The sequence below is a fragment of the Chryseobacterium sp. KBW03 genome (assembly GCF_003852415.1).
Taxonomy (GTDB): domain Bacteria; phylum Bacteroidota; class Bacteroidia; order Flavobacteriales; family Weeksellaceae; genus Chryseobacterium; species Chryseobacterium viscerum.
In genome coordinates this window covers 26,931-49,354 of the sequence record NZ_QAJO01000005.1, presented here as the reverse complement: position 1 = coordinate 49,354, position 22,424 = coordinate 26,931, and the positions used below count along the sequence as shown (strand labels likewise).

The 22,424-nt window shown below is 36.2% G+C and carries 20 protein-coding genes; 10 read left to right on the top strand and 10 right to left on the bottom strand.

The genetic code is table 11. The features are described 5' to 3' along the window. Window positions 1–81: 81 nt before the first annotated feature. On the bottom strand, window positions 82–456 hold the full coding sequence (locus DBR39_RS11720) for a hypothetical protein (RefSeq protein WP_124533279.1): 375 nt from the start codon (window positions 454–456) through the stop codon (window positions 82–84). A gap of 145 nt (window positions 457–601) precedes the next feature. Here DBR39_RS11720 and DBR39_RS11715 point away from each other — a divergent pair, with 145 nt between their 5' ends. From DBR39_RS11715 to DBR39_RS11705, 3 genes are all read left to right on the top strand, one after another. Beyond that, window positions 602–865, top strand: coding sequence for a hypothetical protein (locus DBR39_RS11715; protein WP_228447824.1), 264 nt, complete (start codon window positions 602–604; stop codon window positions 863–865). A gap of 228 nt (window positions 866–1,093) precedes the next feature. After that, a complete protein-coding gene (lpdA, locus tag DBR39_RS11710) occupies window positions 1,094–2,482 on the top strand; it encodes a dihydrolipoyl dehydrogenase (RefSeq protein ID WP_124533277.1) in 1,389 nt (462 codons plus the stop codon). Between the two features lie 291 nt (window positions 2,483–2,773). Next, entirely contained in the window at window positions 2,774–3,574 is an 801-nt protein-coding gene (locus DBR39_RS11705; protein ID WP_124533275.1) for a patatin-like phospholipase family protein, read from the top strand. A gap of 119 nt (window positions 3,575–3,693) precedes the next feature. Here the strand turns inward: DBR39_RS11705 and DBR39_RS11700 are convergent, their stop codons facing one another. Further along, entirely contained in the window at window positions 3,694–4,131 is a 438-nt protein-coding gene (locus DBR39_RS11700) for a hypothetical protein (protein WP_124533273.1), read from the bottom strand. Between the two features lie 447 nt (window positions 4,132–4,578). On the opposite strand from DBR39_RS11700, the gene DBR39_RS11695 reads away from it, so the two are divergent. Beyond that, complete coding sequence (locus DBR39_RS11695; protein WP_124533271.1) at window positions 4,579–6,516, top strand: SPFH domain-containing protein; 1,938 nt, start codon at window positions 4,579–4,581, stop codon at window positions 6,514–6,516. Window positions 6,517–6,668: 152 nt separating this feature from the next. Next, on the top strand, window positions 6,669–6,959 hold the full coding sequence (locus tag DBR39_RS11690) for a hypothetical protein (protein WP_124533269.1): 291 nt from the start codon (window positions 6,669–6,671) through the stop codon (window positions 6,957–6,959). Window positions 6,960–6,998: 39 nt separating this feature from the next. Here DBR39_RS11690 and DBR39_RS11685 read toward each other — a convergent pair whose 3' ends face one another. From DBR39_RS11685 to DBR39_RS11665, 5 genes are all read right to left on the bottom strand, one after another. After that, window positions 6,999–7,694: an ABC transporter ATP-binding protein gene (locus DBR39_RS11685; RefSeq protein WP_124533267.1), complete on the bottom strand. Its 696-nt coding sequence runs from the start codon at window positions 7,692–7,694 to the stop codon at window positions 6,999–7,001. An 80-nt stretch (window positions 7,695–7,774) separates the two neighbouring features. Beyond that, a complete protein-coding gene (locus tag DBR39_RS11680; protein WP_124533265.1) occupies window positions 7,775–8,335 on the bottom strand; it encodes a hypothetical protein in 561 nt (186 codons plus the stop codon). A 305-nt stretch (window positions 8,336–8,640) separates the two neighbouring features. After that, entirely contained in the window at window positions 8,641–9,123 is a 483-nt protein-coding gene (locus DBR39_RS11675; protein ID WP_124533263.1) for a nuclear transport factor 2 family protein, read from the bottom strand. Window positions 9,124–9,229: 106 nt separating this feature from the next. Beyond that, entirely contained in the window at window positions 9,230–9,928 is a 699-nt protein-coding gene (locus tag DBR39_RS11670; RefSeq protein ID WP_124533261.1) for a LytR/AlgR family response regulator transcription factor, read from the bottom strand. Next, the gene (locus DBR39_RS11665; protein WP_228447823.1) at window positions 9,921–10,982 is read right to left on the bottom strand and encodes a sensor histidine kinase; all 1,062 of its coding nucleotides are present in this window, start codon (window positions 10,980–10,982) and stop codon (window positions 9,921–9,923) included. Before DBR39_RS11665 ends, DBR39_RS11670 begins: the two co-directional genes overlap by 8 nt. A 185-nt stretch (window positions 10,983–11,167) precedes the next feature. On the opposite strand from DBR39_RS11665, the gene DBR39_RS11660 reads away from it, so the two are divergent. After that, window positions 11,168–12,289 carry an acyltransferase family protein gene (locus DBR39_RS11660; protein WP_124533258.1) on the top strand — a complete coding sequence of 374 codons (1,122 nt, stop codon included), beginning with the start codon at window positions 11,168–11,170 and terminating at the stop codon, window positions 12,287–12,289. A 225-nt stretch (window positions 12,290–12,514) separates the two neighbouring features. On the opposite strand, the gene DBR39_RS11655 is transcribed toward DBR39_RS11660, so the two are convergent. Continuing rightward, the gene (locus DBR39_RS11655; RefSeq protein ID WP_124533256.1) at window positions 12,515–13,552 is read right to left on the bottom strand and encodes a serine hydrolase domain-containing protein; all 1,038 of its coding nucleotides are present in this window, start codon (window positions 13,550–13,552) and stop codon (window positions 12,515–12,517) included. Window positions 13,553–13,652: 100 nt separating this feature from the next. Between DBR39_RS11655 and DBR39_RS11650 the strand changes: the two genes are divergently transcribed. Beyond that, complete coding sequence (locus DBR39_RS11650; protein WP_124533254.1) at window positions 13,653–14,165, top strand: hypothetical protein; 513 nt, start codon at window positions 13,653–13,655, stop codon at window positions 14,163–14,165. 329 nt (window positions 14,166–14,494) lie between these two features. On the opposite strand, the gene DBR39_RS11645 is transcribed toward DBR39_RS11650, so the two are convergent. Further along, window positions 14,495–15,958, bottom strand: a complete 1,464-nt coding sequence (locus DBR39_RS11645; protein WP_124533252.1) for a RagB/SusD family nutrient uptake outer membrane protein — start codon at window positions 15,956–15,958, stop codon at window positions 14,495–14,497. 9 nt (window positions 15,959–15,967) lie between these two features. Then, window positions 15,968–18,922, bottom strand: a complete 2,955-nt coding sequence (locus tag DBR39_RS11640) for a SusC/RagA family TonB-linked outer membrane protein (protein WP_124533250.1) — start codon at window positions 18,920–18,922, stop codon at window positions 15,968–15,970. A 765-nt stretch (window positions 18,923–19,687) separates the two neighbouring features. Here DBR39_RS11640 and DBR39_RS11635 point away from each other — a divergent pair. The 3 genes from DBR39_RS11635 (at window position 19,688) to DBR39_RS11625 (ending at window position 22,423) form a co-directional block, all read left to right on the top strand. Then, on the top strand, window positions 19,688–20,599 hold the full coding sequence (locus DBR39_RS11635; RefSeq protein ID WP_124533248.1) for an SDR family oxidoreductase: 912 nt from the start codon (window positions 19,688–19,690) through the stop codon (window positions 20,597–20,599). Between the two features lie 171 nt (window positions 20,600–20,770). Next, a complete protein-coding gene (locus tag DBR39_RS11630; RefSeq protein WP_124533247.1) occupies window positions 20,771–21,691 on the top strand; it encodes an AraC family transcriptional regulator in 921 nt (306 codons plus the stop codon). 168 nt (window positions 21,692–21,859) lie between these two features. Then, window positions 21,860–22,423, top strand: coding sequence for a TetR/AcrR family transcriptional regulator (locus DBR39_RS11625; protein ID WP_124533246.1), 564 nt, complete (start codon window positions 21,860–21,862; stop codon window positions 22,421–22,423). Window position 22,424 lies beyond the last annotated feature (1 nt).

The following is a 22,424-nucleotide window of genomic DNA, read 5'->3' as shown; positions in this document are numbered from 1 at the left end:
CAAAACTCACCCAATAAAGAATAAATTATATGTTTTTAATATTAAATATTGCATTATGGCTTAAGAATAAGTAAAAAAAAGTTAAATCAATCTGCAGGGTACTTCCAGATCCTCAGTAAGATAATAGCTGCAACATAGTCTATGATAGCCGTCCGCAATAATCAGTTCATTTTGACCTCTTACCAGTAGTATGGGCGAAAGTTTCTTGTTTTTTTCTACTTTTTTCAAGTTTTCTTTTACATGAATATTGGTTTCCGGAAGCAGGGCAAGCTTACTGGCTCTTAAAATATCTTTCGACTTTTTTGTGATGGTAGGAGCTTTCTTTAATTTATCAACCATCTTTTTGGCTTCATCCGGTTTGAAAAGAAGTTCCAGATAATCCTGTGCTGCAGGAAAATCATGATCTTCAGGTTCTTTCATCCAGATGCTGTCTTTGGAGAGATTATTTTTTTTCATAGACGTTTTCATAAGTGCTTATTTAAATGACAAATAAATGTATGAAAAAATGTTGGTATGATATATGCAAGATTTGTCATGAACCTGAATGAATTTAATTAATAATATAGAATTGATTGAAATCATTCAAAAAAATATGAACATTATGAAAAAGGTATTAATTTCAACACTATTAGTATTAGGTTTATCTATGAATGTTTCTGCTCAGAAACGTCCGCCAGCTCCACCACACCCGTCAAAAACCGAGTTGGTTAATATTAAAATGCAAGAGCTTACCAAAAAATATAATCTGGAGAAAAAACTGATCCTTAATCATCCGCTTGCCACCAAACAGATGAAGAGAGATCAGATGAAAGCCTTAAATCAAAGATATGCAACTGAAAAGCGATTGCTTAGACAGGCAAAATAATACAGAATTTTTGCAGTTATTAAAATTAAAAGAGCCGTTTTTTATAGGTTGAACTTTGAGAAGTTTTCAATGTAAAAGAAAATTTATTGAAAGAGAGCACGTTTTGTGTTCTCTTTCTTTGTGTAAAATTAAATAAAAATAGCTTTGTTAATGCATTTTAAGATCAGTTTTCAGAAACATGAAACATCCAATATTTTTCCTTAAATTCGCATAAAAATTTTTAAAGTAATGAATTACGATATTATTGTCATTGGAAGTGGTCCTGGTGGATATGTTACTGCGATCAGAGCAGCACAATTGGGTTTCAAAACCGCAATTATCGAGAAGGAAAACTTAGGAGGAATCTGCCTTAACTGGGGATGTATTCCAACTAAAGCTTTATTGAAATCTGCTCAGGTTTTTCATTATATCAACCATGCTGAAGATTATGGTTTGAATAAAGTGGAGGCAAGCTTTGAATTCCCGAATGTGATTCAGAGAAGCCGTGGTGTTGCCAGCAAAATGAGCAAAGGAATCGAATTCTTAATGAAAAAGAATAAGATTGACGTAATTCTTGGTACTGCAAAAGTACAGAAAGGAAAAAAAGTTTCTGTTACAGATAAAGAAGGTAAAGTAACTGAATATTCAGGAAACAACATTATCATTGCTACAGGAGCTCGTTCAAGAGAATTACCAAACTTGCCACAGGATGGTAAAAAAGTAATCGGATACAGACAGGCATTATCTCTTCCTGAGCAGCCAAAATCTATGATCGTTGTAGGTTCTGGAGCGATCGGGGTAGAATTTGCTGATTTCTATAACACAATGGGAACTAAAGTAACTGTTGTTGAATTTATGCCAAACATCGTTCCTGTAGAAGATGAAGAAATCTCTAAGCACTTAGAGAAATCTCTGAAGAAAACAGGGATCGAAATCATGACAAATGCTTCTGTAGAAAGCGTTGATACAAGTGGTGAAGGAGTAAAAGCCAACGTAAAAACAGCTAACGGAAACATCACTCTTGAAGCTGATATCTTATTATCTGCTGTAGGTATTGCTGCTAATATCGAGAACATCGGATTAGAAGAAGTAGGAATCCAGACAGACAAAGGAAGAGTATTGGTAAACGAATGGTACGAAACTTCAGTACCTGGTTACTATGCAATTGGAGATATCATCCCAACTCAGGCATTGGCTCACGTTGCTTCCGCAGAAGGAATCACTTGCGTTGAGAAAATCAAAGGAATGCACGTTGAAAAAATCGACTATGGTAATATCCCTGGATGTACATATTGTCACCCTGAAGTAGCTTCTGTAGGTCTTACTGAAAAGCAGGCTAAAGAAAAAGGATACGAAATCAAAGTAGGTAAATTCCCTCTTTCTGCAAGTGGTAAAGCAACTGCAAACGGAAATACAGACGGATTTATCAAAGTGATTTTCGATGCTAAATACGGTGAGTGGTTAGGATGCCACATGATCGGTGAAGGAGTAACAGATATGGTTGCTGAAGCTGTGGTAGCTAGAAAACTGGAAACTACAGGTCACGAGATCATCAAGTCTATTCACCCGCACCCAACAGTTTCTGAAGCCATTATGGAAGCTGCTGCTGCTGCTTACGGTGAAGTGATTCACATTTAATCTGAAAATACAAAAATCTATATAATAAAAGCCTGGAGAAATCCAGGCTTTTTTCATTAATACCAATCTGAAATATAGTAAACTAAACCTCATAGGTTTTTGAAACCTATGAGGTTTGGTATTAAAACATATTAATTGATCATCATAAGAGCACTACAAATTAATACCATTCTGATTTTTAGTAGTGAATTTTTTGACGGAATATTATAGATTTTATTAAAATAATTTTAAAATTAAGATATTTATAAAAATTAATCTCATTATCTCGGGCTGTTTCCTTACATTTATTCAATGAATTCGGAGAGAGTAGGACTTGTTTTATCAGGCGGCGGTACCAAAGGAATCGCTCATGCAGGAGTATTAAAATTCTTACAGGAAAAACATATTGAGGTTGATATCCTTTCCTGCTGTAGTGCCGGATCTATCGTAGGCTGTCTTCATGCCATCGGAAAAACGCCGGAAGAAATTCTGGAATTTTTTAATTCTATCTATTTTTTCAACTGGAAACACTTTACATTCAATCAGCCGGGGCTCGTTTCTTCAGTCATATTCAGAAACTATCTGAAACCTATTTTTCATGAAATGAAACTAGGAGATCTGGATATAGAAGTGAAAATTGTAGCAACAGAACTCGTTGCCGGAACCCAGAAGATTTTTGACAAAGATTTTGAGATCGTTGATGCTATTATTGCTTCATGCTCCATTCCCGGAATAACGACTCCCTACATTATTGGGGATGAAATGTACTGTGACGGAGGAGTGTTGAACAATTTTCCTGCAGACATCATCAGGGATGATTGTGATAAGCTGATCGGTGTATTTGTATCTCCGCCCAATGAAGCGAAGATCAAAGATCTGAACTCTATCAAAGCAATTGTTTCCCGTTCTTATGACCTTCTTTCCTACAGAATTGAAAAAATAAAATTTGATTACTGTGACTGGTTCATTTCTTCCCAGAAACTATCTGCCTACGGAACTTTTGAACGGAGAAAAGACAGACTGGAAGAGATTTTCAATATTGGTTACAAGGCAGCCAAAGAAAGCTACGAAGAAAGCAGCTTATTTACAGAATTAAGACAATCCGGAACATAAAAAATCCCGCATGAGTATGCAGGATTTTTGTTTTATATAGAGAGTTGGAAAGACCTTAGGTTCTAAAAACGAGGCTATTCACCTCCAGCCTGCCTCTTCCAGCTTCCAGCATTTACAATCTAATTTTTAACGACATATCCGTCCTGACGCACGATTTCACGATCATTAGCATCGTTTACCACCAATGTATAAGGTGCTTTTTTCGCAGAATCCGTAAGGTAATTTCTCCAGATCTGGTAACTGTGGCCCTCATTGTTGAAAGCAATATAATAATTCCCTCCTGAACCATCAGGAATCAGTTCACCGTCGCTGATGATCATGCTTGGCTTTGCTGTAATCTTTGCATTGGCATTCCATGATTGGTAAAGATATTTGCCGTTTGGCTGCTTGTCGATTCTGATCTTAAACTTTTTGGTTTTAATAATAACCGTCTTAGGGACCTGCTGAAGAGCAGAAGAGGTTATAAAACGATCTGTTTTTGGGTTCGGAACTTCTTTAGCTGCAACGAAAGAAAATTGAGCTAAACAGAAGGTTCCTAATAAAATATACTTTATCATATTAAATGGTTATTGGTTAACATTTCAGACTCTATCAAATATAGCGCCATTTTTCAATTGTAAAGAAGAAGTATAGGGCTGGAAAAGAGACCTTTGAGGTCATAAGATGTTTGTTTTTAGAAAATAATAGGGCTGATTTTCAATTAATTATCATTTTATTTGTGAAATATTATCAGATTCTGAAACAAGTGAATACTTTTCTTATGTACATTTGTACCATCAAAGGATCTCGTTCCTTTATTATCAAAATGAAACTAATTAACTTTAAGTTTTTTCTATTAAAAGTATCAGAAATCATCTTCACGATTTTTAATACATCTCCTCCTATAATTTCTTAATTTTTTTCGAAAGAATTATCATATAATTCGTACTCTGTTTTTTCGTATTCCGAAGAACCAGAGCGCAATCCCTGTTTTCAAATTTAATCAAAAACAAAACAAACAAACTATGGAATTAGCTTTTCATGGCTGGATGATTCCGGCTGTAATTGCACTTTTGTGCGTACTTTTTTACAAATTTATTTTGAGAATTTTCTTTGGATTAATCATTGTGCCTCAGGACAGAATCGGTTTGGTTACCAAAAAATTCGTACTGGTGGGTAAGCAGGAACTTCCGGAAGGAAGAATTATCGCAACCAATGGGGAAGCGGGCTTTCAGGCTCAGACATTAGCTCCTGGAGTTTATTTCAGAAAATGGATATGGCAGTATTCTATCGATTTTCAACCTTTTATAGTGATTCCGACCGGTAAAATAGGACTATTATTGGCTAAAGATGGTGCAGAATTAGAAACAGGAAGGATTTTAGCTAGAAAAGTTGACTGTGATTCTTTTCAGGATGCTGAAGCTTTTTTAAGAAACGGAGGGCGAAAAGGTCGCCAAACTGCGATTATTGCACCGGGATCTTACAGAATCAATACGTTGTTGTTTGAAATAGAACTAACGGATATGACTCAGATTCCTGATAATGCAGTAGGAGTTATCACAACAATGGAAGGAAGTCCTTTAGAAGAAGGTCAGATTGCAGGTAAAATTATCAATGACCATAATAAGTTTCAGGATGTTGATACGTTTTTAACTAATGGCGGCTACAAAGGTCTTCAGGAGCAGGTGATCCTGGCGGGTTCTTATTTCTTGAATCCATGGTTTACAAAAGTTGAAATGGTGAAAATGACGGAAATTCCGATTGGTCATGTTGGGGTAATTATCAGCTATGTGGGAGAAGAAGGAAAAGATTTGAGCGGAGTTGATTTTAAGCATGGAAATATTGTTGAGAAAGGACGTAAAGGCGTTTGGGCCGAACCTATCGGTCCCGGAAAATATCCGATTAACCCTTATATTATGAAGGTTGAACTTGTTCCTACTACCAATTTAGTATTGAACTGGGCTTTTGAAAGAATAGAATCCCACCAGCTTGATAAAAATCTTTCAACCATTACGGTACGAAGTAAAGACGGTTTTCCTTTCAATCTTGATGTTTCGCAAATCATTCATATTCCTACGTATGAAGCTCCAAAAGTGATTGCCCGTTTTGGAAATATGATCAATCTTGTCAGTCAGGTTTTAGAGCCAACGATTGGAAACTATTTCAGAAACTCGGCTCAGGATAGTGATGTGATTGCCTTTTTAGGAACCCGAAAAGAAAGACAGCAATCGGCGAAAGACCATATCAGCAGTGTTTTGGAACAATATAATGTGAATGCAGTTGATACTTTAATAGGAGCGATTGTTCCTCCGGAAAGCTTAATGAAAACTTTAACGGACAGAAAATTGGCAGAGGAACAGAAAATTACTTACGAAACTGAAATGCTGGCTCAGGAAACGCGCCAGGCGCTGGAAAAAGAAACAGCTGTTGCTGATATGCAGAAGGAAATTGTAAAGGCAGATCAGGGAGTGTTAATCGCGGAAAGAATTGCAGATGCTTCGGTGAAAAAAGCAACGGGAGATGCCAATTCCGTGAGACTGCAAGCAAATGCGGAAGGAGACAGATTGCAGCTTTTAGCAACAGGGGAAGCCGAGAAAACAAGACTTCTTGCAAAAGCCGAAGCCGAAAAGATAGAATTGCTGGCAAAAGCAAGTGCGGAACAAATTTCATTGACCGGTAATGCGGAAGCTGAAAAAATTCTTGCCATAGGTAAATCCAATGCGGAGTCTTATAAATTATCAGTGGAAGCAATGGGTGGCAATAATTTTACCCAATTGAAAATCATGGAAAATATAGCTTCACAAAATGTGAAAATAATGCCTGATATTCTTATCGGGGGAAGCGGAGATTCTGCAAATGGAGGAATCAGTGGACTTCTGGGACTTCAACTGCTGGAACAGGTTCAGAAGAAAAATGTAGAAACGGTTTCTGTAATTGAAGAAAAACCGGATAATAATTCTTAATTTTAGTAATGATTTATATAGTTCAGTCAATTATCGCACTTCTAATTATTAGTTTTATTATTTCCGCCATTATTTATATTTATTGTAAGATTTTAAAAAAAGAATCTAGAGCTTTGCTAGTTACTCTTATTAGTTTTATTTCACTTATGTTAATGGATAGAGTACGCGATCATTTGATTAAGAATGAGCTTATAGAGAATATAAAGACTTCGAAAATCGAGCAGAGTAATTTATCTTTTTCAAAAAGAGAATTGTCAAATATTACTGTTGTAAGTGAGAAAATAAGAACCCTTGACAAGAATATTTATATAGTGCTTATGCCGCAAAAAGATACGATATATATGAACCAGGATTTTCATGACAAAACTAAATTCTGGGTCCACTATAAAAAGTACGAGATTTTACACATGAAAGTACCAGTAGGATATATCATTAAAAATTAAAAAAATCGCCCGAAAAATTTTCGGGCGATTTCATATTATTTATGCGGTATAACTAGCAAAAGCATCTTCCAGACTTTCAAACTTACCTTTAAACTCATCAATAGGGCAGTCCTGAAGAATATTCCCTTTATGGATAAGAATTACTCTTGAACAAAGAGCTTCCACTTCCTGCATGATGTGCGTAGATAATAAAACCGTTTTTTGCTGACCGATTTCTTTTACTACATTACGGATTTCAATGATCTGATTAGGGTCTAAACCGTTCGTAGGTTCATCCAGAATCAGTAAATCCGGCTGATGAATAATCGCCTGTGCAAGTCCTACACGTTGTTTGTACCCTTTAGATAATTGCCCGATCTTTTTAGATTTTTCAGGGGTAATTCCTACCAATTCTATTACCTCATCTACTCTGGATGCAGGGATTTTGTGAATATTAGCTACAAACTGAAGGTATTCTTTCACATACATTTCCAGATAAAGCGGGTTATTTTCAGGAAGGAAACCTATTTTCTTTTTGCTTTCAATCTCGTGATCAGAGATATTCAAACCGTTGAAAATAATCTCTCCCTGGTCAATTTTCAGTGCTCCGACAATAGATTTCATCAAGGTAGATTTTCCGGCACCATTGGGGCCAAGAAGTCCGATGATTTCATTTTGATCAATAGAAATGTTGATATTGTCAAGGGCAGTCTGCTCCCCAAATTTTTTGGTTAAATTGATTATCTGAAGCGGCATAAGTTATAATGTCTTTCTGCAAAAATAAAATAAAAAAACTCATCCGATGGAATGAGTTTCGCAATATTTATAAAATATACTTATTTTCTTGATTTTTTCTTGGCTCCCCCTGTTGTGGGAGTAGCAGTAGAAGCGGTATTAGAAGCTCCTTTATTCGCCGTTGGGCTTACAGCTGAAGGCTTTTCATACATCGCATACTTTCCATTGGTTCTTCCAAAAATTTTCTCCACCTGTTTTTGGTTCAAAAACTGTGATTTACCTATATATTTTCGGTTTTTGTTGATGACCTGGATAAACTGTACGGTCTGCTGCCCATAATTCTTTTCATAATGAAGCTCGATGATATCATTGGGAAGCTCCAATACAATATTCTCATCCGGAGTGGAAATAAAACCATCTATAATAAGTTTAAATAACCCCGTGACATCCCCATTGAGATTCTGGAATGAAAAAGATCGGATCGTATTCAGGTTGCTGGTATTCAGATCCTGGTAGTTGACTGTAAATTTATCTTCCTTTTTATAGAGACCAACGGAATTATCTTTACCAATTTCCACCAAACTTTCATTTTTCAACACTTTTATCTGTGAGAAAACCGAAATACCGAACATACATGTAATAAGTAGAATTATTTTTCTCATGAAATGAATTTTAATGTTTTACAACTTGGTGCACATAAATTTACTAATAAAAAAGCGTAAAAGCAATTTTATTCAATTGGAGCAAAAATAACCATTTTTTTTAATATCCATACAGGTTGCTAGAATAATGTTATGTAAATCATTGTATATGAAATTTAATATAATATATTTATTTACAGTTGTTTACGTTGCATGGGTGTTGCCGCTTTAACAAATGTTAAAATTATGGAATGAAGTGATTATTTTTCATAATCTATTGATATATAGTGAGTAATTTTTTAAATTAAAAATAAAATGTAATTATTTTAATGCCCATAGCTGATCACTCTTGAAATTTTCCATCCATCAGGGGTTTGTTTCCATATATGAACAAATTTGAATGTTCCACAATTGATCAGGGAACCATTTTCCAGACGGCAAAATTGATGGATCCCGGTTTGTATGGCTCCATAATCTTTAATAGGATATACTTCCACAGATCCGGGAACTAAAACTCTTCGGGTGTATGCATAGTTTTTAGCGACTCTGGTAAAATTATCAATAGTTTCTTTATAGTTTGCAAGACCGCCAACATCATGGAAGAACTCAAGATTTTCAGTGAAAAATGTTTTAAGGTTTTCAATGTTTCCTGAGTTGGCAGCGCTAAAAAGAATGCTGTCCTTTTTCATGATGGTATTGTAGAGCTCCTGGGAGACTGGCGTATAAGATTTTGATTGTGAGAAAGTGCTAGTCCATACTAAGCAGAATAATAAGGTTGAAAATAAGGGAATGAAGAATCTGTTTTTCATATTTCATGGTTTTATAATTTGAAACTTTTCAGCAAATTGCTGTATTTGCTTTCAGTTTATCCAAATGTAACCAATTAAATTTTAACAGATTGTGAAAAATATTCTTTTAGTTATTGATAGAGCGCTTAGAAATAACAGCGATAAAAGTATCAAATTCATTTTTGTAACTTCTCCCCACAGGAATTTGATGACTGCCAAGAAGAACCTCATGATTACTGAATGCGGTAACGAATTGAGCATTAATGATAAAAGACCGGTGGATCCTTATAAAATACTTGCCCGATAAGGTCGTTTCAAGATCTGTTATCTTAGTCTTTGAAATAAAACTTTCCTGATTGGCCAGTACGACTTTGATATCATTTCCCTGACTTTCAAAATAAAGAATTTCCGAAAGTGAAATTTTCCGGTGCATTCCTGTTGTTTTGATAATGATAAAGTCTTCTTTATGTTCAGCTGAGTTTCTCAGGATACGTTCTACCGCCTTGAAAAAACGTTCAAAAGTAATCGGTTTTAGAAGATAATCTACTGCTTCCAGTTCAAAACCCTCAATGGCAAAGTCCCGATAGGCTGTGGTGAAAATCGTCTTGGGCTTTTGGGGCAATGATTTTAAAAAATCTATTCCATTCAAATGAGGCATCTGAATATCCAGAAACATAAGATCTATCGTCTGATTTTGCAATATTCTATAAGCCTGCATCGCATTTTCAGCTTTTCCTATCAGCTTTAAATCGTCAATCTTTGAGATATGGTTTTCAAGTAATGACGCTGCCAGAGGTTCATCATCTACAATGATACAATTAATCATAATGTGGAGGAGTGGTTATTTCAACTTTAAAAATATTGTTTTCCTGTGAGATTTGGAAAGTAAAATTTCCCTGATAATGATATTCCAGCTGTCTTTTTATATTTTGCAGTCCGATTCCTCTTTCATGATCCAGCTGATGATCCGGGAATGTGTTTTCAATTTTAAAAATAGAATATTGGGTATTGGTTTCCATTTCAATCTTTATTGCTGTGGTTTCTGAACTTTTCCCTGCCCCATGTTTAAAAACATTTTCTACCAAAGTAAGATACAACAGTGGTGGAATAGTATTGGGTGAGTTGAGAGCAATATGCTTACCTATTTTCAATCTTTCATCATGATAACGAAGGCTTTCCAGCGCAATATAATGATCTATAATCGCCAGCTCATCGGAAACAGGCACCCATTTTTTCTGCCCTTTGTACAAAATATAATCCAGAATATCTGAAAGCTGGCTGATAGATTGTGAAGTCTTTTCAGAATGGCTCATTGACAGAGAATAAATATTATTCAAAGTGTTAAAGAGAAAATGAGGATTGAGCTGAGATTTGAGAGATTGTAATTCCAGTTCCGTTTTTTCCTTTTGCAGTTTGATCGTACGTTCCTTTTCATCCTTATACCGTATGAAAAACATGATGGAAATAAAGATAAATGCCCCACTGATAACGGTGAATGTATAATGAATCAAAAGATAGGGGATGTCAGTAAAAATGTCGAATACGCTGTCTTTGACTTCATTGGTAAAGAGTGGTTCCGCAATATAAACAAGAAAAAACCTGTTGATGATAGAGATAAGGTAAAGACTGAGAATAAGATACAGCGAAAATTCAATATACCTTTTCCTGTCAAAAAAATGCCGGATCAGGATAAAATAAATGAAATTGGCTCCTATAATCTGAAAAATCCAGTGACAAAAGTTGTAGATCAACACTTCTTTAAAAATTCCGCCATCATATTCCCCATACATTTTTGCGGTTCCAAATAAAAACAAAGCCGTCCAGAAGAATAACTGGAAATAAACGTTTTGTCTGAGTGGGTTTTCTGACGGGGTCTTCATCATCATCAAAAATATAAAATCTTAAGTGACATTATGGAAAAGCAATGTTAAATGCTTGAAATTAATGGCAGACAGCATTATTCATGATACAGATGGCAAATTTTGCTATTGATGTTAGATATCGAGTCGTCTAAACTTTTCATCAGAAAATATACCTGAATTTGTCAACATTTGCATAAAAAATAATGACAGAACGTTCTGAAAGGCTTTACGGATTGGATCATCTGAGAGCTGTTGCTATTGTGCTTGTATTGATGTACCATTACCGGGCATTTAAACATCCTGACTGGATCGACAGTATTGGAAGGTTTGGCTGGACGGGAGTGGATCTCTTCTTTGTTTTAAGTGGTTTTCTGATTTCGGGACAGCTGTTTAAAGAGATAGAAAACAAGGGCGGAATCAGTTTGAAAGCATTCTATATAAAACGGTTTTTCAGGATCATTCCGCCTTATTTTTTTACCGTATGTCTCTATTTTACGATTCCTTTTTTCAGAGAGCGGGAGGCTTTATCTCCTTTATGGAAGTTTTTGACTTTCACGCAAAATTACGGGCTGGATGTCATCAGCTGTGGTACATTTTCCCATGCATGGTCATTGTGTATCGAAGAACAGTTTTATCTTATTCTTCCTTTGCTTCTTGTAACAGTATTGCCCACCAGATTATTTAAATATCTGGGATTGGTAATTATAGCTGTTATCGGATTTTCCTTAATGGCCAGATTGATGGCATGGAATGAATTGATCACAGAAACAGATCCCGCCTCCTCAGATTTCTGGAAATTGTGGTACATGAAAATATATTATCCCACACATACAAGGCTGGATGGATTGGGTACAGGAGTTTTGATCGGCTATCTCATGCAGTATTCATCAGTATTTAAAAAAATGGTTGAAGCGAATGGAAATAAACTTTTCTTTCTTGGGCTCATGCTGTTGGGAATCTCTTTTTGGATATGTAATGAACAGGCTTCCAAAACAGCTTCTGTATTGGGGTTTACAATGGTGGCGGTAAGTTATGGAATAATCCTTATGGCTGCAATTTCAAAATCATCTTTTCTATACAGGTCGAGGTCATCTATTACCACTCAGTTGGCAGCTTTATCCTATGCTGTTTACCTTTCACATAAAGGAATTATTCATATGGTACAGGAATCCCTTGATTATTTTAAACTTGAAACATCAGATAATATAAGCCTTCTTCTGTGTCTTTTCGCTTGTATTCTGGGTGGCTTATTCTACAGATTTGTGATAGAAAAACCCTTCTCTATGATTAAAACAAAAGTTTTGAAAAAATATTATTCTAGCTAAAAATCTTTGATTTTTTTTGCGCCTTAAAAAATGTAAGATCAAAAAAGCCTTGCGCCTTTGCGTTTTCCAAAAAAACATAAGGAATAACAGATTTAATTGGAAAACGCAGAGGCGTAATATAGTATAAAAGGTATATTGTAAGGCGCCAGGATTGTATCTGAAATAAAATTGATGGCAGTATATTTTAAGATCTCTGACAGATACTTTGTAGGTTAATTTCTTGATTTACTTAGAGGTAATCGCTTTCAGGACTACATTCTTGATTGATGCTTCTTTAAAGCTCCAGTATTCACTTTTTTCAGGCATCTGATTTTCGAGGATAATCAAAGTGGTATCTGTAGAAGGGAAGTAGGCATTAAGGCAGGTGAATCCGTCACCAAGACCCGTTACGGCAAAATAATCTAAGCCTGCTTCTTTGATAAATCTCACATTATATCCGAACCCCATATTTTCTTTTCCGAAGACATTGTGCTGAGAGGTTGTAGAAGGGGTCAGCATTTGTTTTTGAAACTCCGGAGAGAGAAGTTTCCCTTTGAATAGTGCCTGGTCCCACTTTGCGAGATCCTGCACTGTAGAAATGACACCTGCAGCAGGAGCTAAATCATCATTCAGAAATGATTCTTTCACTTTTTCAAACTGATTGTTTATGTTCATATAGCCGGGTACCAGAGCCTGCTTATTCTTGGTATTGTAAACAAATGTTTTATCCATTTTCAGCTTTTTGAAAAGGGAGTTGGCAAGTTCTGTGAAGTTTTTTCCAGTCGTGTTTTTAAGAATTTCACCCAACAGCCTATAAGAAAGATTACCATATTTGAATTGAGAACCGGTTTTGAAAGCGGTAGGTTTATTTATATCTGTAATACCATGGGTATGATTCAGAAGATGATGTATTGTAACGGTATCTGCCCAGGTCTGTGTAAGCAAAGGCAGGTATTTTTTTATAGGGATATGAAGTTTTAGTTTTCCCTGTTCAGCAGCCTGTAAAATCAAAACTGCGGTGACCTGCTTTGAATTTGACATGATTTCAAACTGGTCATCCGTTTTCAAAGAAACCTTCTTCTCAAAATCTCTGTAGCCATTTGATTTCAGATATTGTATTTTCCCTTTCTGAGCGACCAAAACAACTCCGTTGAATGGTAAAGGGCTCGAAGCCGTTATAATGCTGTCGATTTTATGAGTATAAATATCTTTTTTCTGCGCTGCTGCAGTAATAGATAACAAGGTAGAAAATACACCTGTGAAAAGTAATTTTGTTTTGGTCATTGTTTATTTTTTGAAAACTGGGATGTGTGAATGGAAAAGATTCCAAATATATGTATTTCCTTTTTTCTTTTATTCTAAATGTTTTAATAAATTAGTTTCCATGAAAATTAAAATTATTAGCCTTTCTATAGTTCTTGTCTCCATTATTTCCTGTAAAAAAGATAAAGAATATCCGAAATATGTTGAGCTGGAATCCGGGAACGGAGAATATTCTCTTTATATCAAAAATGGAACTTTCGAATTTTTAAAAACAGAGCATGTAAGTTATGACCAGATTATAACAGCTCCTTTTTCAGACGGAAAATATGAGGTTTCAGGGGATGAATTGATTTTAAAAAGTGGCAAAGGAAATCAATATATATTCAAAATCGGTAATGAATCTGAACTGATTCCCGTAAAAATGGATTCGTTAAAAGACCTGAAAGGACTTTTTCCAGTACAGATTCTTCACAATAACAAAATGCCGAAAGAAATAGGACGCCTGGATTCTTTAGGAAGAAAAAATGCACTGTGGCTTTATTTTAATGAAAGAGGTAAGGTAATCAACCAACGGCTGTATAAAAACGGTGAGCTGGTAAAAGACAATTACAAGTCCGATATTGTTATAAAATAAATAATTTGCAAGAGACTTAAAAATTTGCAGTATTCAATTTTATCGCAGATAAAATCTTTGCGCCTTACAGCAGGCTTTTAATAGCATTTTGCGCCTTTGCGATTTTCCAAAAAAACATAAAGAGTAACAGATTATATTGGAAATCGCAAAGGCGCAAGTTTTTTTAATTCTATGTATAATTTTAAGGCGCGAAAAAATCAAAGATTTTTAGCAAGTGAAAGTCAAAAAAATATCAGCGTCTTACCTTAGCCAATAAAAAAGGCACCACTTACAAGTAAATGGCGCCTCGTCACTGAATATATTTGAATGTAAAATTGTTTTTGGTTTATCTACTCATTCTGCTTGATTTGTGGGTTATTATTAATCTCTTTATTGGGAATCTGGAATCTGAATTTATCCGGTGTCAGGTTAAACCTTCCAAAAGTATGATTCGTTCCTGTGTATACTCTTTCTAAAGGAGTATTTAATCTTTTCATATCAAACCATGCATAGCCTTCGCCCCAAAGTTCTATCCTTTTTTGCAGGACAATTTCATTGATCAGTTCATTGCCTGATTTTGTAGACAGCGTGTAGGCTTTATCCCTTTTAGATGTAATGTCGAATAATACCTGCCTTGCTTCCGTTTCTCTTCCCTGTCTGGCAAGGGCTTCTGCTTGTATATAATAAAGCGAGGAAGCTCTGATGTAAATATAATCTCCTTCAAAAAGGGTAGGATCTTTAAACTTCCAGCTTACGTAAGGCGGATAGTTTTTTGTTTTTCCGTTAAAGGTATAAGCCGCATTCTGACTGCCATTGAATACTTTTTTACGGTAATCTGTTGCCGGGATCGCTTCATAAAGACGTTTGTCAATCAGCTTGCGGATCTGTGCAGCACCGGCATATCCTTCGTTGGTATTATCAAACATGGAGAAGAATGAAGCATAATAATTTCCGATACTCATCGTGGAAATTGTATTATGAAAACCCCATATAACCTCAGGATTATTGATGTTGGAAAATCCGGTAGAGGTATAATCGTCCTCTGTCATAAGGGCAACACCCTGCTTACTTTCTTCAGAGTATTTAATTGCTTTTACGTAATCTCCGGTTTGCAAAAATACCTCAGCTGCAATGGCTTTGGCGGTTCTTTGGTCTATCTGGGCTCTGGATGGGCGTGCATACGTATCTAAAAGACCAATAGACTCTTCAATATCTTTCTTGATTTGTACATACACTTCAGAAACCGTTGATCTTGGTAAACCCTGGCTTGGATTGGCTGCTGTAAGAACCAGTGGAAGTCCCGGTTCAGACTGATGGCCGTTATAATCATTAGCATAGAAACGAACAAGATAAAAGTAGGAATAAGCCCTCAAAGCTAGCAACTGCCCTGCGATTGCTCTGTTCTTTGCATTGGCATTTTTATTTAAATCATCAAGAAGCTTGTTGATCACAAATATTCTTGCATAAAAAGTAGTCCATACAATCTCAGAAGCGATATTGCTGGCATTGGTTGCCTCATAATTATAAAACATTCCCAAATGCTGGTTGGTAGACTGGATGACATCATTGGACATCAGGTCGGCACCTGCTTTGATCCCCATAATTCCAAAATCTGAGTGAACGGTAGTACCACCGGCACCATTACTGCGAAGGTCAAGATATACGCCGCCCAAAATTTTTTCCGGAGTGGACGAGTCGTTATTCAGCTGTTCACCGGAAATATCACCTTCCGGTAAAGTATTGAGATCATTGGCACAGCTGACAGTAACAAAGCCTATGGCTGCCGCTGCTATAAAGTATTTTATTTTTTTCATTGTATTCTTTTAAAAATTAAGTTTAAAGCCTAAAGAAACACTGGACAACAGAGAATATCGATATGAATCCGAAACTCCTGTCAACGATGTTCTTGGATCGTACCCTTTTCTTTTAGACCACAGATACAGGTTATTTCCTGTCACATAAATTTTAAGTCCTGATAAACCAGCTTGTTGTGCAAAGCCATCAGGAAGCTGATAGGAAAGGGTTATATCCTGAAGACTGATATAATCTGATTTGATCAGATAAAGCGTAGAGTTTCCGTTTTGATTCGTTGCATTAAGATCTACCCTTGGTAAAGCGGCAGTTGGATTTTCCGGAGTCCATGTTTTATCCAGATCTGTAGAATAGTTAGAACCATAGCTGTCAGAATGGAACAAACTTCTGTACACATCATCATAACCATATCCACCAAACTGATATGCAAAATTCACAGCCAGATTGAATCTCTGATAGCTAAAATCGGTTCCGAATCCACCATATACCTTCGGAATAGCTGATTTTCCGGTGTTATAGTCTGTAGCTTCCTTATAATTGTTGGTCACTGTTCTTTCCTCTTTCTGTGTGACAGGATTTATAGAGGTACGGTACCATAAAGCGTCACCATTGTCAGGGTTTACCCCGGCAAATTCCTTAAGGAAATAAGTATAGCGGTCTCCTCCTTCTGTCAGAATAAACAATCCGGAAACCAAACCTGTATTTCTTTGCTCGGCTGGCAATCGGGTGATCTTATTCTTATAATGTGTGGCATTGGCATAAATACTCCACTGGAACTCGTCACCACGAAGAATATCTACACTTATATTAGCCTGAACACCTCTGTTCGTCATATCTCCAATGTTTCCGTATTTTACATAAGAACCTGCATTGGATGGAGGAAGAGGAAGGGTATAGATCATATCGGATACTTTCCTTTCAAAATAATCTGCATTCAGGTTTATTCTGTTTTTTAAAAGCGAGATTTCAAAACCCGCATTCAGGTTTTTGGAAGTTTCCCATTTTAAATCTTTATTTCCCTGCTTTTTAAGAGATAGAACCGGTTTGTCATCCCCGAAATTATTAATCCCGTAGATATCCTGATAAGCATAATAATCTCTGCTGGAACCACTCAGAAGAATGTTGTCATTTCCCTGCTGTCCGTAAGAAGCTTTTAATTTTAAAGAATTAATGACGGTGTTGTCCTTAAGGAAATCTTCTTTTGCAATATTCCACGCCAGCCCCAGTCCATAGAAATTCCCCCATCTGCTTTCCGGAGAAAAAACTGAAGAACCGTCTCTACGGATATTGGCATTAAAGAAATATTTTCCGTCATAATTATACAGCAATCTTGTGAAATATCCTTCTACAGCGTATTCGTATCCGCTTCCTGATAAATCGGTAATCTTCACGGCATTGTCAAAGGATTGGGAATTGGGCAATAAAAGCTGCTGCTTTGATCCTGAAAACCCATCATCTTTTATCTTATTCAGTTCGTGTCCAACCAGAATATTAAAGCTGTGACTTCCCAGCTTTTTCTGATAGGTAAGCAATTGCTGATGGTTCAGTGTGTATTTAAAATTAGACCCTTGTGAAATGGTACCTCCTACAGAAGATGAAGTTCCTCCTTCGGTATTTCCGAACTGCAGATTTCTGGTATTTTCGAGATAAGCACCAAAGTTATAGGTGAAATCCAGTCCTTTGATGATTTCGTAATTTAAACCAAGGTTAAGGTTCGTAATATTACTTATGATCTGAGACTTGTCTTTTTGAAGGTTCCCGACTGGGTTTTCAAAAACGGCATAAGATCTCGTAGCTCCGTTGGGTCCCTGACCGTCTCCATAGTCGTATAAGGCATTTCCATTATTGTCATAAAGCCTCTGATAGTTATCATCTCTAAGAAAGACAGGATAGAAAGGAGCAATATTTCTGGCAAACTGGAAAGGATTGGAAAAGCCTCCCGTTTCCCCAAAATCCTGTTTGCTGTAAGTATAAGATAAAGCACTTGTCAGCTTCAATTTTGAAGTAATAGAATAGTCTACATTCGATCTGATCCCGAATCGTTCAAAACCTGAAGAAATTAAATACCCTTTATCATCCAGATAATTAAGGGAAGTATATGATTTTACCTGATCACTATTGGCATTGATACCTACGGTAGCTTCTCTTCTCAAAGCCGGTCTAAAAAGCAGTTTTTTCCAGTTGTCCTGGTATAATAACTTCGCATCAGGATTGAAAGATCCATCTTTTGAAATCAGCTGGTTGAATGGTATATTATAAGCATCATATCCCAGTTTGTTCAGTGCAGCAAGTCCTACATCATGGGGACTAGGGCCGGAAGGAACAGCGCCCGGTTGTTTCAGTCTTGCAATCTCGCCAATCCTGGCTCTGTTGTAATAGGCGGTATAATAATCCTGTGGAGAAGTATAGACCGAATAATCCTCAATAGATCTGAAATTAACCCCGGTTCTTACATCTGCTTCAATACTCAATCCTTTGTTTTTACCTCTTTTTGTATTGACAATAATAACTCCGTTAGCCCCTCTGGAACCATATAAAGCATTTGATGAAGCATCTTCAAGAAATGAAATACTTTCAATATCCGATGACGCAATACTGTTCAGGTTTCCGCTGTACGGAATACCATCCAGTACAATTAGCGGGTCACTGGATGCATTGATAGAACCTATTCCTCTCATTCTAATGGTGGGCTGGGAGCCCGGTTGTCCAGAGGAGATAACCTGTACCCCTGCTACTTTTCCTCCAATTCCCTGAAGGATATTTCCGTTCTGAAGATTAGAAAGGTCTTTGGCCTTCAATGACTGTACAGATCCTGTGATTTCTTCTTTTTTCTGCTTTCCAAAAGCTACCACCACGACTTCTTTTATGGAGGTTTCCTTGGAAAGGCTGTCTTTACTTTGTGCAAAACCATATTCCGCGAATAGGAGTAAGGCCAATACACCAAGTTTGCATTGTTTCTTTTTCATTATATATTAATCTAGGGTTAAAATTGAACTGTATATTACTGTTGATCTCTGTAAGAAATAATGAGATTTCCTGCCTCCTTTTTCAGGGAGGTGTAAGAAATAGAATATTAAAATTTACAGGAGATGTACCCGGATTAAAGAAGCCTTGAACTCTTTGGCTTTAATTCCTACAGTAATGAATGTATCTTTTAGAAAGCTATGACATCATCATTTTGCACATCATATCAAAGCACATGTCTTGAGAAATACAGTTGTGCTGTGAATGGCAAGAAACTACAGAACATTTATGCTGTGCAGGAGCTGTCGCCAGAAGGGTGCAATAGTAAGAATTAAAGGTATTCTTATTCATGAGAATAAAGTTTATGTTTTTTTTAACTGGGTCAAAATTATTTAATAATTGGTAAATCAGGATTAAGGAAGGATATGAGATAAATCATATTAGTCTACTAAATTAGTAGGTTAGTAAAATAAAACATGATTTTGCTGATTTATTTACCTGAAAAACAACGAGTTGACGTTGATTTTGAAAATGTTAAAAAAATATAAAAAAGAACCTTTTTCACGGTGAATTAAAATTAACACAATAAGTCTATTGATTTTGTAGACTTTTAATTTATTTTATAGCATGAAGAATGATAAGAATAGGGGGTAGTAGCTTTATCCTGTTATCCGCTCATACTTCTTTTTTGGCTAAGAAGAAGATAGATTCGGCGAAGTCTCTTTTGGGTACATTTCGGAATTTTACATCAACAAAAAATTAAAGAAATGAATATTGTTTTAACAGGTTCCATCGGGAACATCGGAAAACCACTTACCAAAGAACTTATACAAAAAGGACATTCGGTAACGGTGATTAGCAGCAATGAAGAACGGGCAGGTTCTATCAGAGCATTGGGAGCAAAAGCGGCTATAGGAAGTATGTTTGATGTAGATTTTCTAGCGGAAACATTTACAGGAGCGGATATTGTCTATTTAATGGAAACAATGGAAGCAGCAGGCGATATGTTTGATAAAAACATTGATTTTATCGGAGCCATCAGTAGAATTGGACAAAATTACAAAACTGCCGTGGAACGTTCGGGAGTGAAAAAGATTATCCACCTCAGTAGCATTGGAGCCCATACAGATAAAGGGACAGGTATTATTGTATTTCATTACCATGTAGAACAGATTTTGAGACAATTGACTGATGATGTTGTGATTAAATTCATTCGCCCTGTCGGTATTTACTTCAATATGTTTTCGTTCATTAATACGATAAAAAACAAAGGAGCAATTATTTCCAATTGGGGAGGAGATCAAAAAGAGCCCTGGGTTTCTCCACTGGATATTGCAGATGTTGTCGCTGAAGAAATGGAGAAGCCATTTACAGAAAGGGAAGTGCGCTATGTAGCCAGTGATGAGGTTTCTCCTGATGAAATTACGAAAGCGCTGGGAGAATCTATCGGTAAACCGGATTTAGAGTGGAAGGTGATTTCAGATGAAGAATTATTGAAAAACTGGCTTAATATCGGTTTCAATGAACAGGTAGCGAGAGGTTTTGTAGAAACGCAGGCAGCTCAGGGAAGCGGAATTCTCTATGAAGACTATTATCAGCATCAGCCTGTTTTGGGAAAAGTAAAACTGGCCGAGTTTGCAAAGGAATTTGCTGCTGCTTATCATCATGATGAAAAGTAAATATTAAATCACAAAAGTCATAAATACTTAAATAAGTTTAAGAGAATATTTTGTGTAGAGTAAGTTCACATAAGTTTTAAAAATCTTTGATTTTTTCTGTTGATTGAGCTTCTAATGCTGATAAGGGAAATAATAAAGTATACTGTAAAAACAATTCGTAATTTTATAGATATGGAACGACGGGTTACAAAAAGAATAGAATCCATCACAGAATTTCACCGTTCAAGAGGGCTGCTGCCTCCTGAGCATCCACTGATCAGCGTGGTTGATTATAAGGATGTTAAACGGCCTTCAGATATTGGAGAGGTCAACTGGATGCTGGATTTTTATCAGATTTCTTTAAAAATAGGAATTAATGGTAAGCTGAAATACGGCCAGAAGGAGTATGATTTTGATGAAGGAACCTTATTTTTCATATCGCCCAATCAGGTTTTCAGAATTGAAGCGGAAGCGGGTTCTCAGGAAAAACAATCCGGCTGGATGCTCCTGATTCACCCTGACTTTCTGTGGGGAACATCGCTCGCTAAAACAATCAAACAATATGACTTTTTTGATTATTCAGTGAATGAGGCTTTATTTCTTTCAAAAAAAGAAGAAGTTACCATCAATCGGATTATAGAAAATATTAAGCAGGAATACCATGCTGTGATTGATAAGTTCAGCCAGAATATTATCATTTCACATATTGAAACATTACTCAATTATTCGGAAAGGTTTTATGAACGGCAGTTTATTACCAGAAAAATTACCCATCATACTATTCTTAACCGCTTAGAGCCCTTATTGGATCATTATTTTAGTGATAATGATCTGGTTTCAAAAGGATTGCCTACGGTTCAGTTTGTTGCCAGTGAACTTGGGATATCTCCCAATTATCTTAGCCGTTTATTAACAACGCTTACGGGCCAGAGCACCCAGCAGTTGATCCATGAAAAACTGATTGAAAAGGCTAAAGAAAAACTCTCTACAACAGATTTATCTGTAAGTGAAATCGCTTATGAATTAGGTTTTGAGCATCCGCAGTCGTTTACAAAACTGTTTAAAAATAAAACACTTCTTTCACCACTGGAATTTAGAACCTCTTTTCAGTAAATAGGAAATAATACACTTTTCTGATAAATACAGAACCACAGCATCATTTAAAAAATAAATGATGCTGTGGTTTTTTAAGATCAATGAAGACAAAATCAATGAAGCAGATAGAGAAAAGCTAAAACAATAAATAGACAACTTTGTCTATTTATTACATACCTTTGCTTCATGAAACAGAGAGGACAGGTTGTCATTGACAAAATTTTAGATACCGCAGAAAAACTATTCTACGAGCAGGGGTATAGTAATACAGGTATTAATCAGATCATCAGTGAATCTGATATTGCAAAAGCGTCTTTGTATAAACATTTTGAAACAAAGGCGGATCTATTGATCGCCTATATTCAGCGCATGCATCAGCTTTGGTTTAGCAGGCTTGAAAAAAGCGTCAGTGAAGTGAGTGATCCGAAGGAAAAACTGCTGGCTATTTTTGATCATCATACCAAACGGCAGGAAATCAGGCAGTATGGAGGCTGTCCGTTTATCAAAGCCAATGATGAAGCAGGAACAAGCGATCCCAGGGTTTTAGCAGAAATTCAGGCAACAAAAGTTCACAGCAAAGATTTTATCAGGACTCTTGTCATGAATTCCGGTCACAAAAATATCCTAACGGATGAAGAACTGACAGAAACAATTTATGTCATGCTCGAAGGCTCCATTGTCACCGCTTCTGTTTTTAAAAAGCCGGATGAAATACAATCTGCAAAGAAAATTATTCAAAAACTGATTTAAA

Bases quoted from the DNA above. Each gene is read 5' to 3' on its own strand.
- DBR39_RS11635 (WP_124533248.1), top strand. From the start codon at position 19,688: ATGAATATTGTTTTAACAGGTTCCATCGGGAACATCGGAAAACCACTT.
- DBR39_RS11705 (WP_124533275.1), top strand. From the start codon at position 2,774: ATGAATTCGGAGAGAGTAGGACTTGTTTTATCAGGCGGCGGTACCAAA.
- DBR39_RS11640 (WP_124533250.1), bottom strand. From the start codon at position 18,922: ATGAAAAAGAAACAATGCAAACTTGGTGTATTGGCCTTACTCCTATTC.
- DBR39_RS11660 (WP_124533258.1), top strand. From the start codon at position 11,168: ATGACAGAACGTTCTGAAAGGCTTTACGGATTGGATCATCTGAGAGCT.
- lpdA (WP_124533277.1), top strand. From the start codon at position 1,094: ATGAATTACGATATTATTGTCATTGGAAGTGGTCCTGGTGGATATGTT.
- DBR39_RS11700 (WP_124533273.1), bottom strand. From the start codon at position 4,131: ATGATAAAGTATATTTTATTAGGAACCTTCTGTTTAGCTCAATTTTCT.
- DBR39_RS11670 (WP_124533261.1), bottom strand. From the start codon at position 9,928: ATGATTAATTGTATCATTGTAGATGATGAACCTCTGGCAGCGTCATTA.
- DBR39_RS11650 (WP_124533254.1), top strand. From the start codon at position 13,653: ATGAAAATTAAAATTATTAGCCTTTCTATAGTTCTTGTCTCCATTATT.
- DBR39_RS11655 (WP_124533256.1), bottom strand. From the start codon at position 13,552: ATGACCAAAACAAAATTACTTTTCACAGGTGTATTTTCTACCTTGTTA.
- DBR39_RS11625 (WP_124533246.1), top strand. From the start codon at position 21,860: ATGAAACAGAGAGGACAGGTTGTCATTGACAAAATTTTAGATACCGCA.
- DBR39_RS11680 (WP_124533265.1), bottom strand. From the start codon at position 8,335: ATGAGAAAAATAATTCTACTTATTACATGTATGTTCGGTATTTCGGTT.
- DBR39_RS11690 (WP_124533269.1), top strand. From the start codon at position 6,669: ATGGATAGAGTACGCGATCATTTGATTAAGAATGAGCTTATAGAGAAT.
- DBR39_RS11675 (WP_124533263.1), bottom strand. From the start codon at position 9,123: ATGAAAAACAGATTCTTCATTCCCTTATTTTCAACCTTATTATTCTGC.
- DBR39_RS11630 (WP_124533247.1), top strand. From the start codon at position 20,771: ATGGAACGACGGGTTACAAAAAGAATAGAATCCATCACAGAATTTCAC.
- DBR39_RS11695 (WP_124533271.1), top strand. From the start codon at position 4,579: ATGGAATTAGCTTTTCATGGCTGGATGATTCCGGCTGTAATTGCACTT.
- DBR39_RS11685 (WP_124533267.1), bottom strand. From the start codon at position 7,694: ATGCCGCTTCAGATAATCAATTTAACCAAAAAATTTGGGGAGCAGACT.
- DBR39_RS11715 (WP_228447824.1), top strand. From the start codon at position 602: ATGAAAAAGGTATTAATTTCAACACTATTAGTATTAGGTTTATCTATG.
- DBR39_RS11720 (WP_124533279.1), bottom strand. From the start codon at position 456: ATGAAAAAAAATAATCTCTCCAAAGACAGCATCTGGATGAAAGAACCT.
- DBR39_RS11645 (WP_124533252.1), bottom strand. From the start codon at position 15,958: ATGAAAAAAATAAAATACTTTATAGCAGCGGCAGCCATAGGCTTTGTT.
- DBR39_RS11665 (WP_228447823.1), bottom strand. From the start codon at position 10,982: ATGAAGACCCCGTCAGAAAACCCACTCAGACAAAACGTTTATTTCCAG.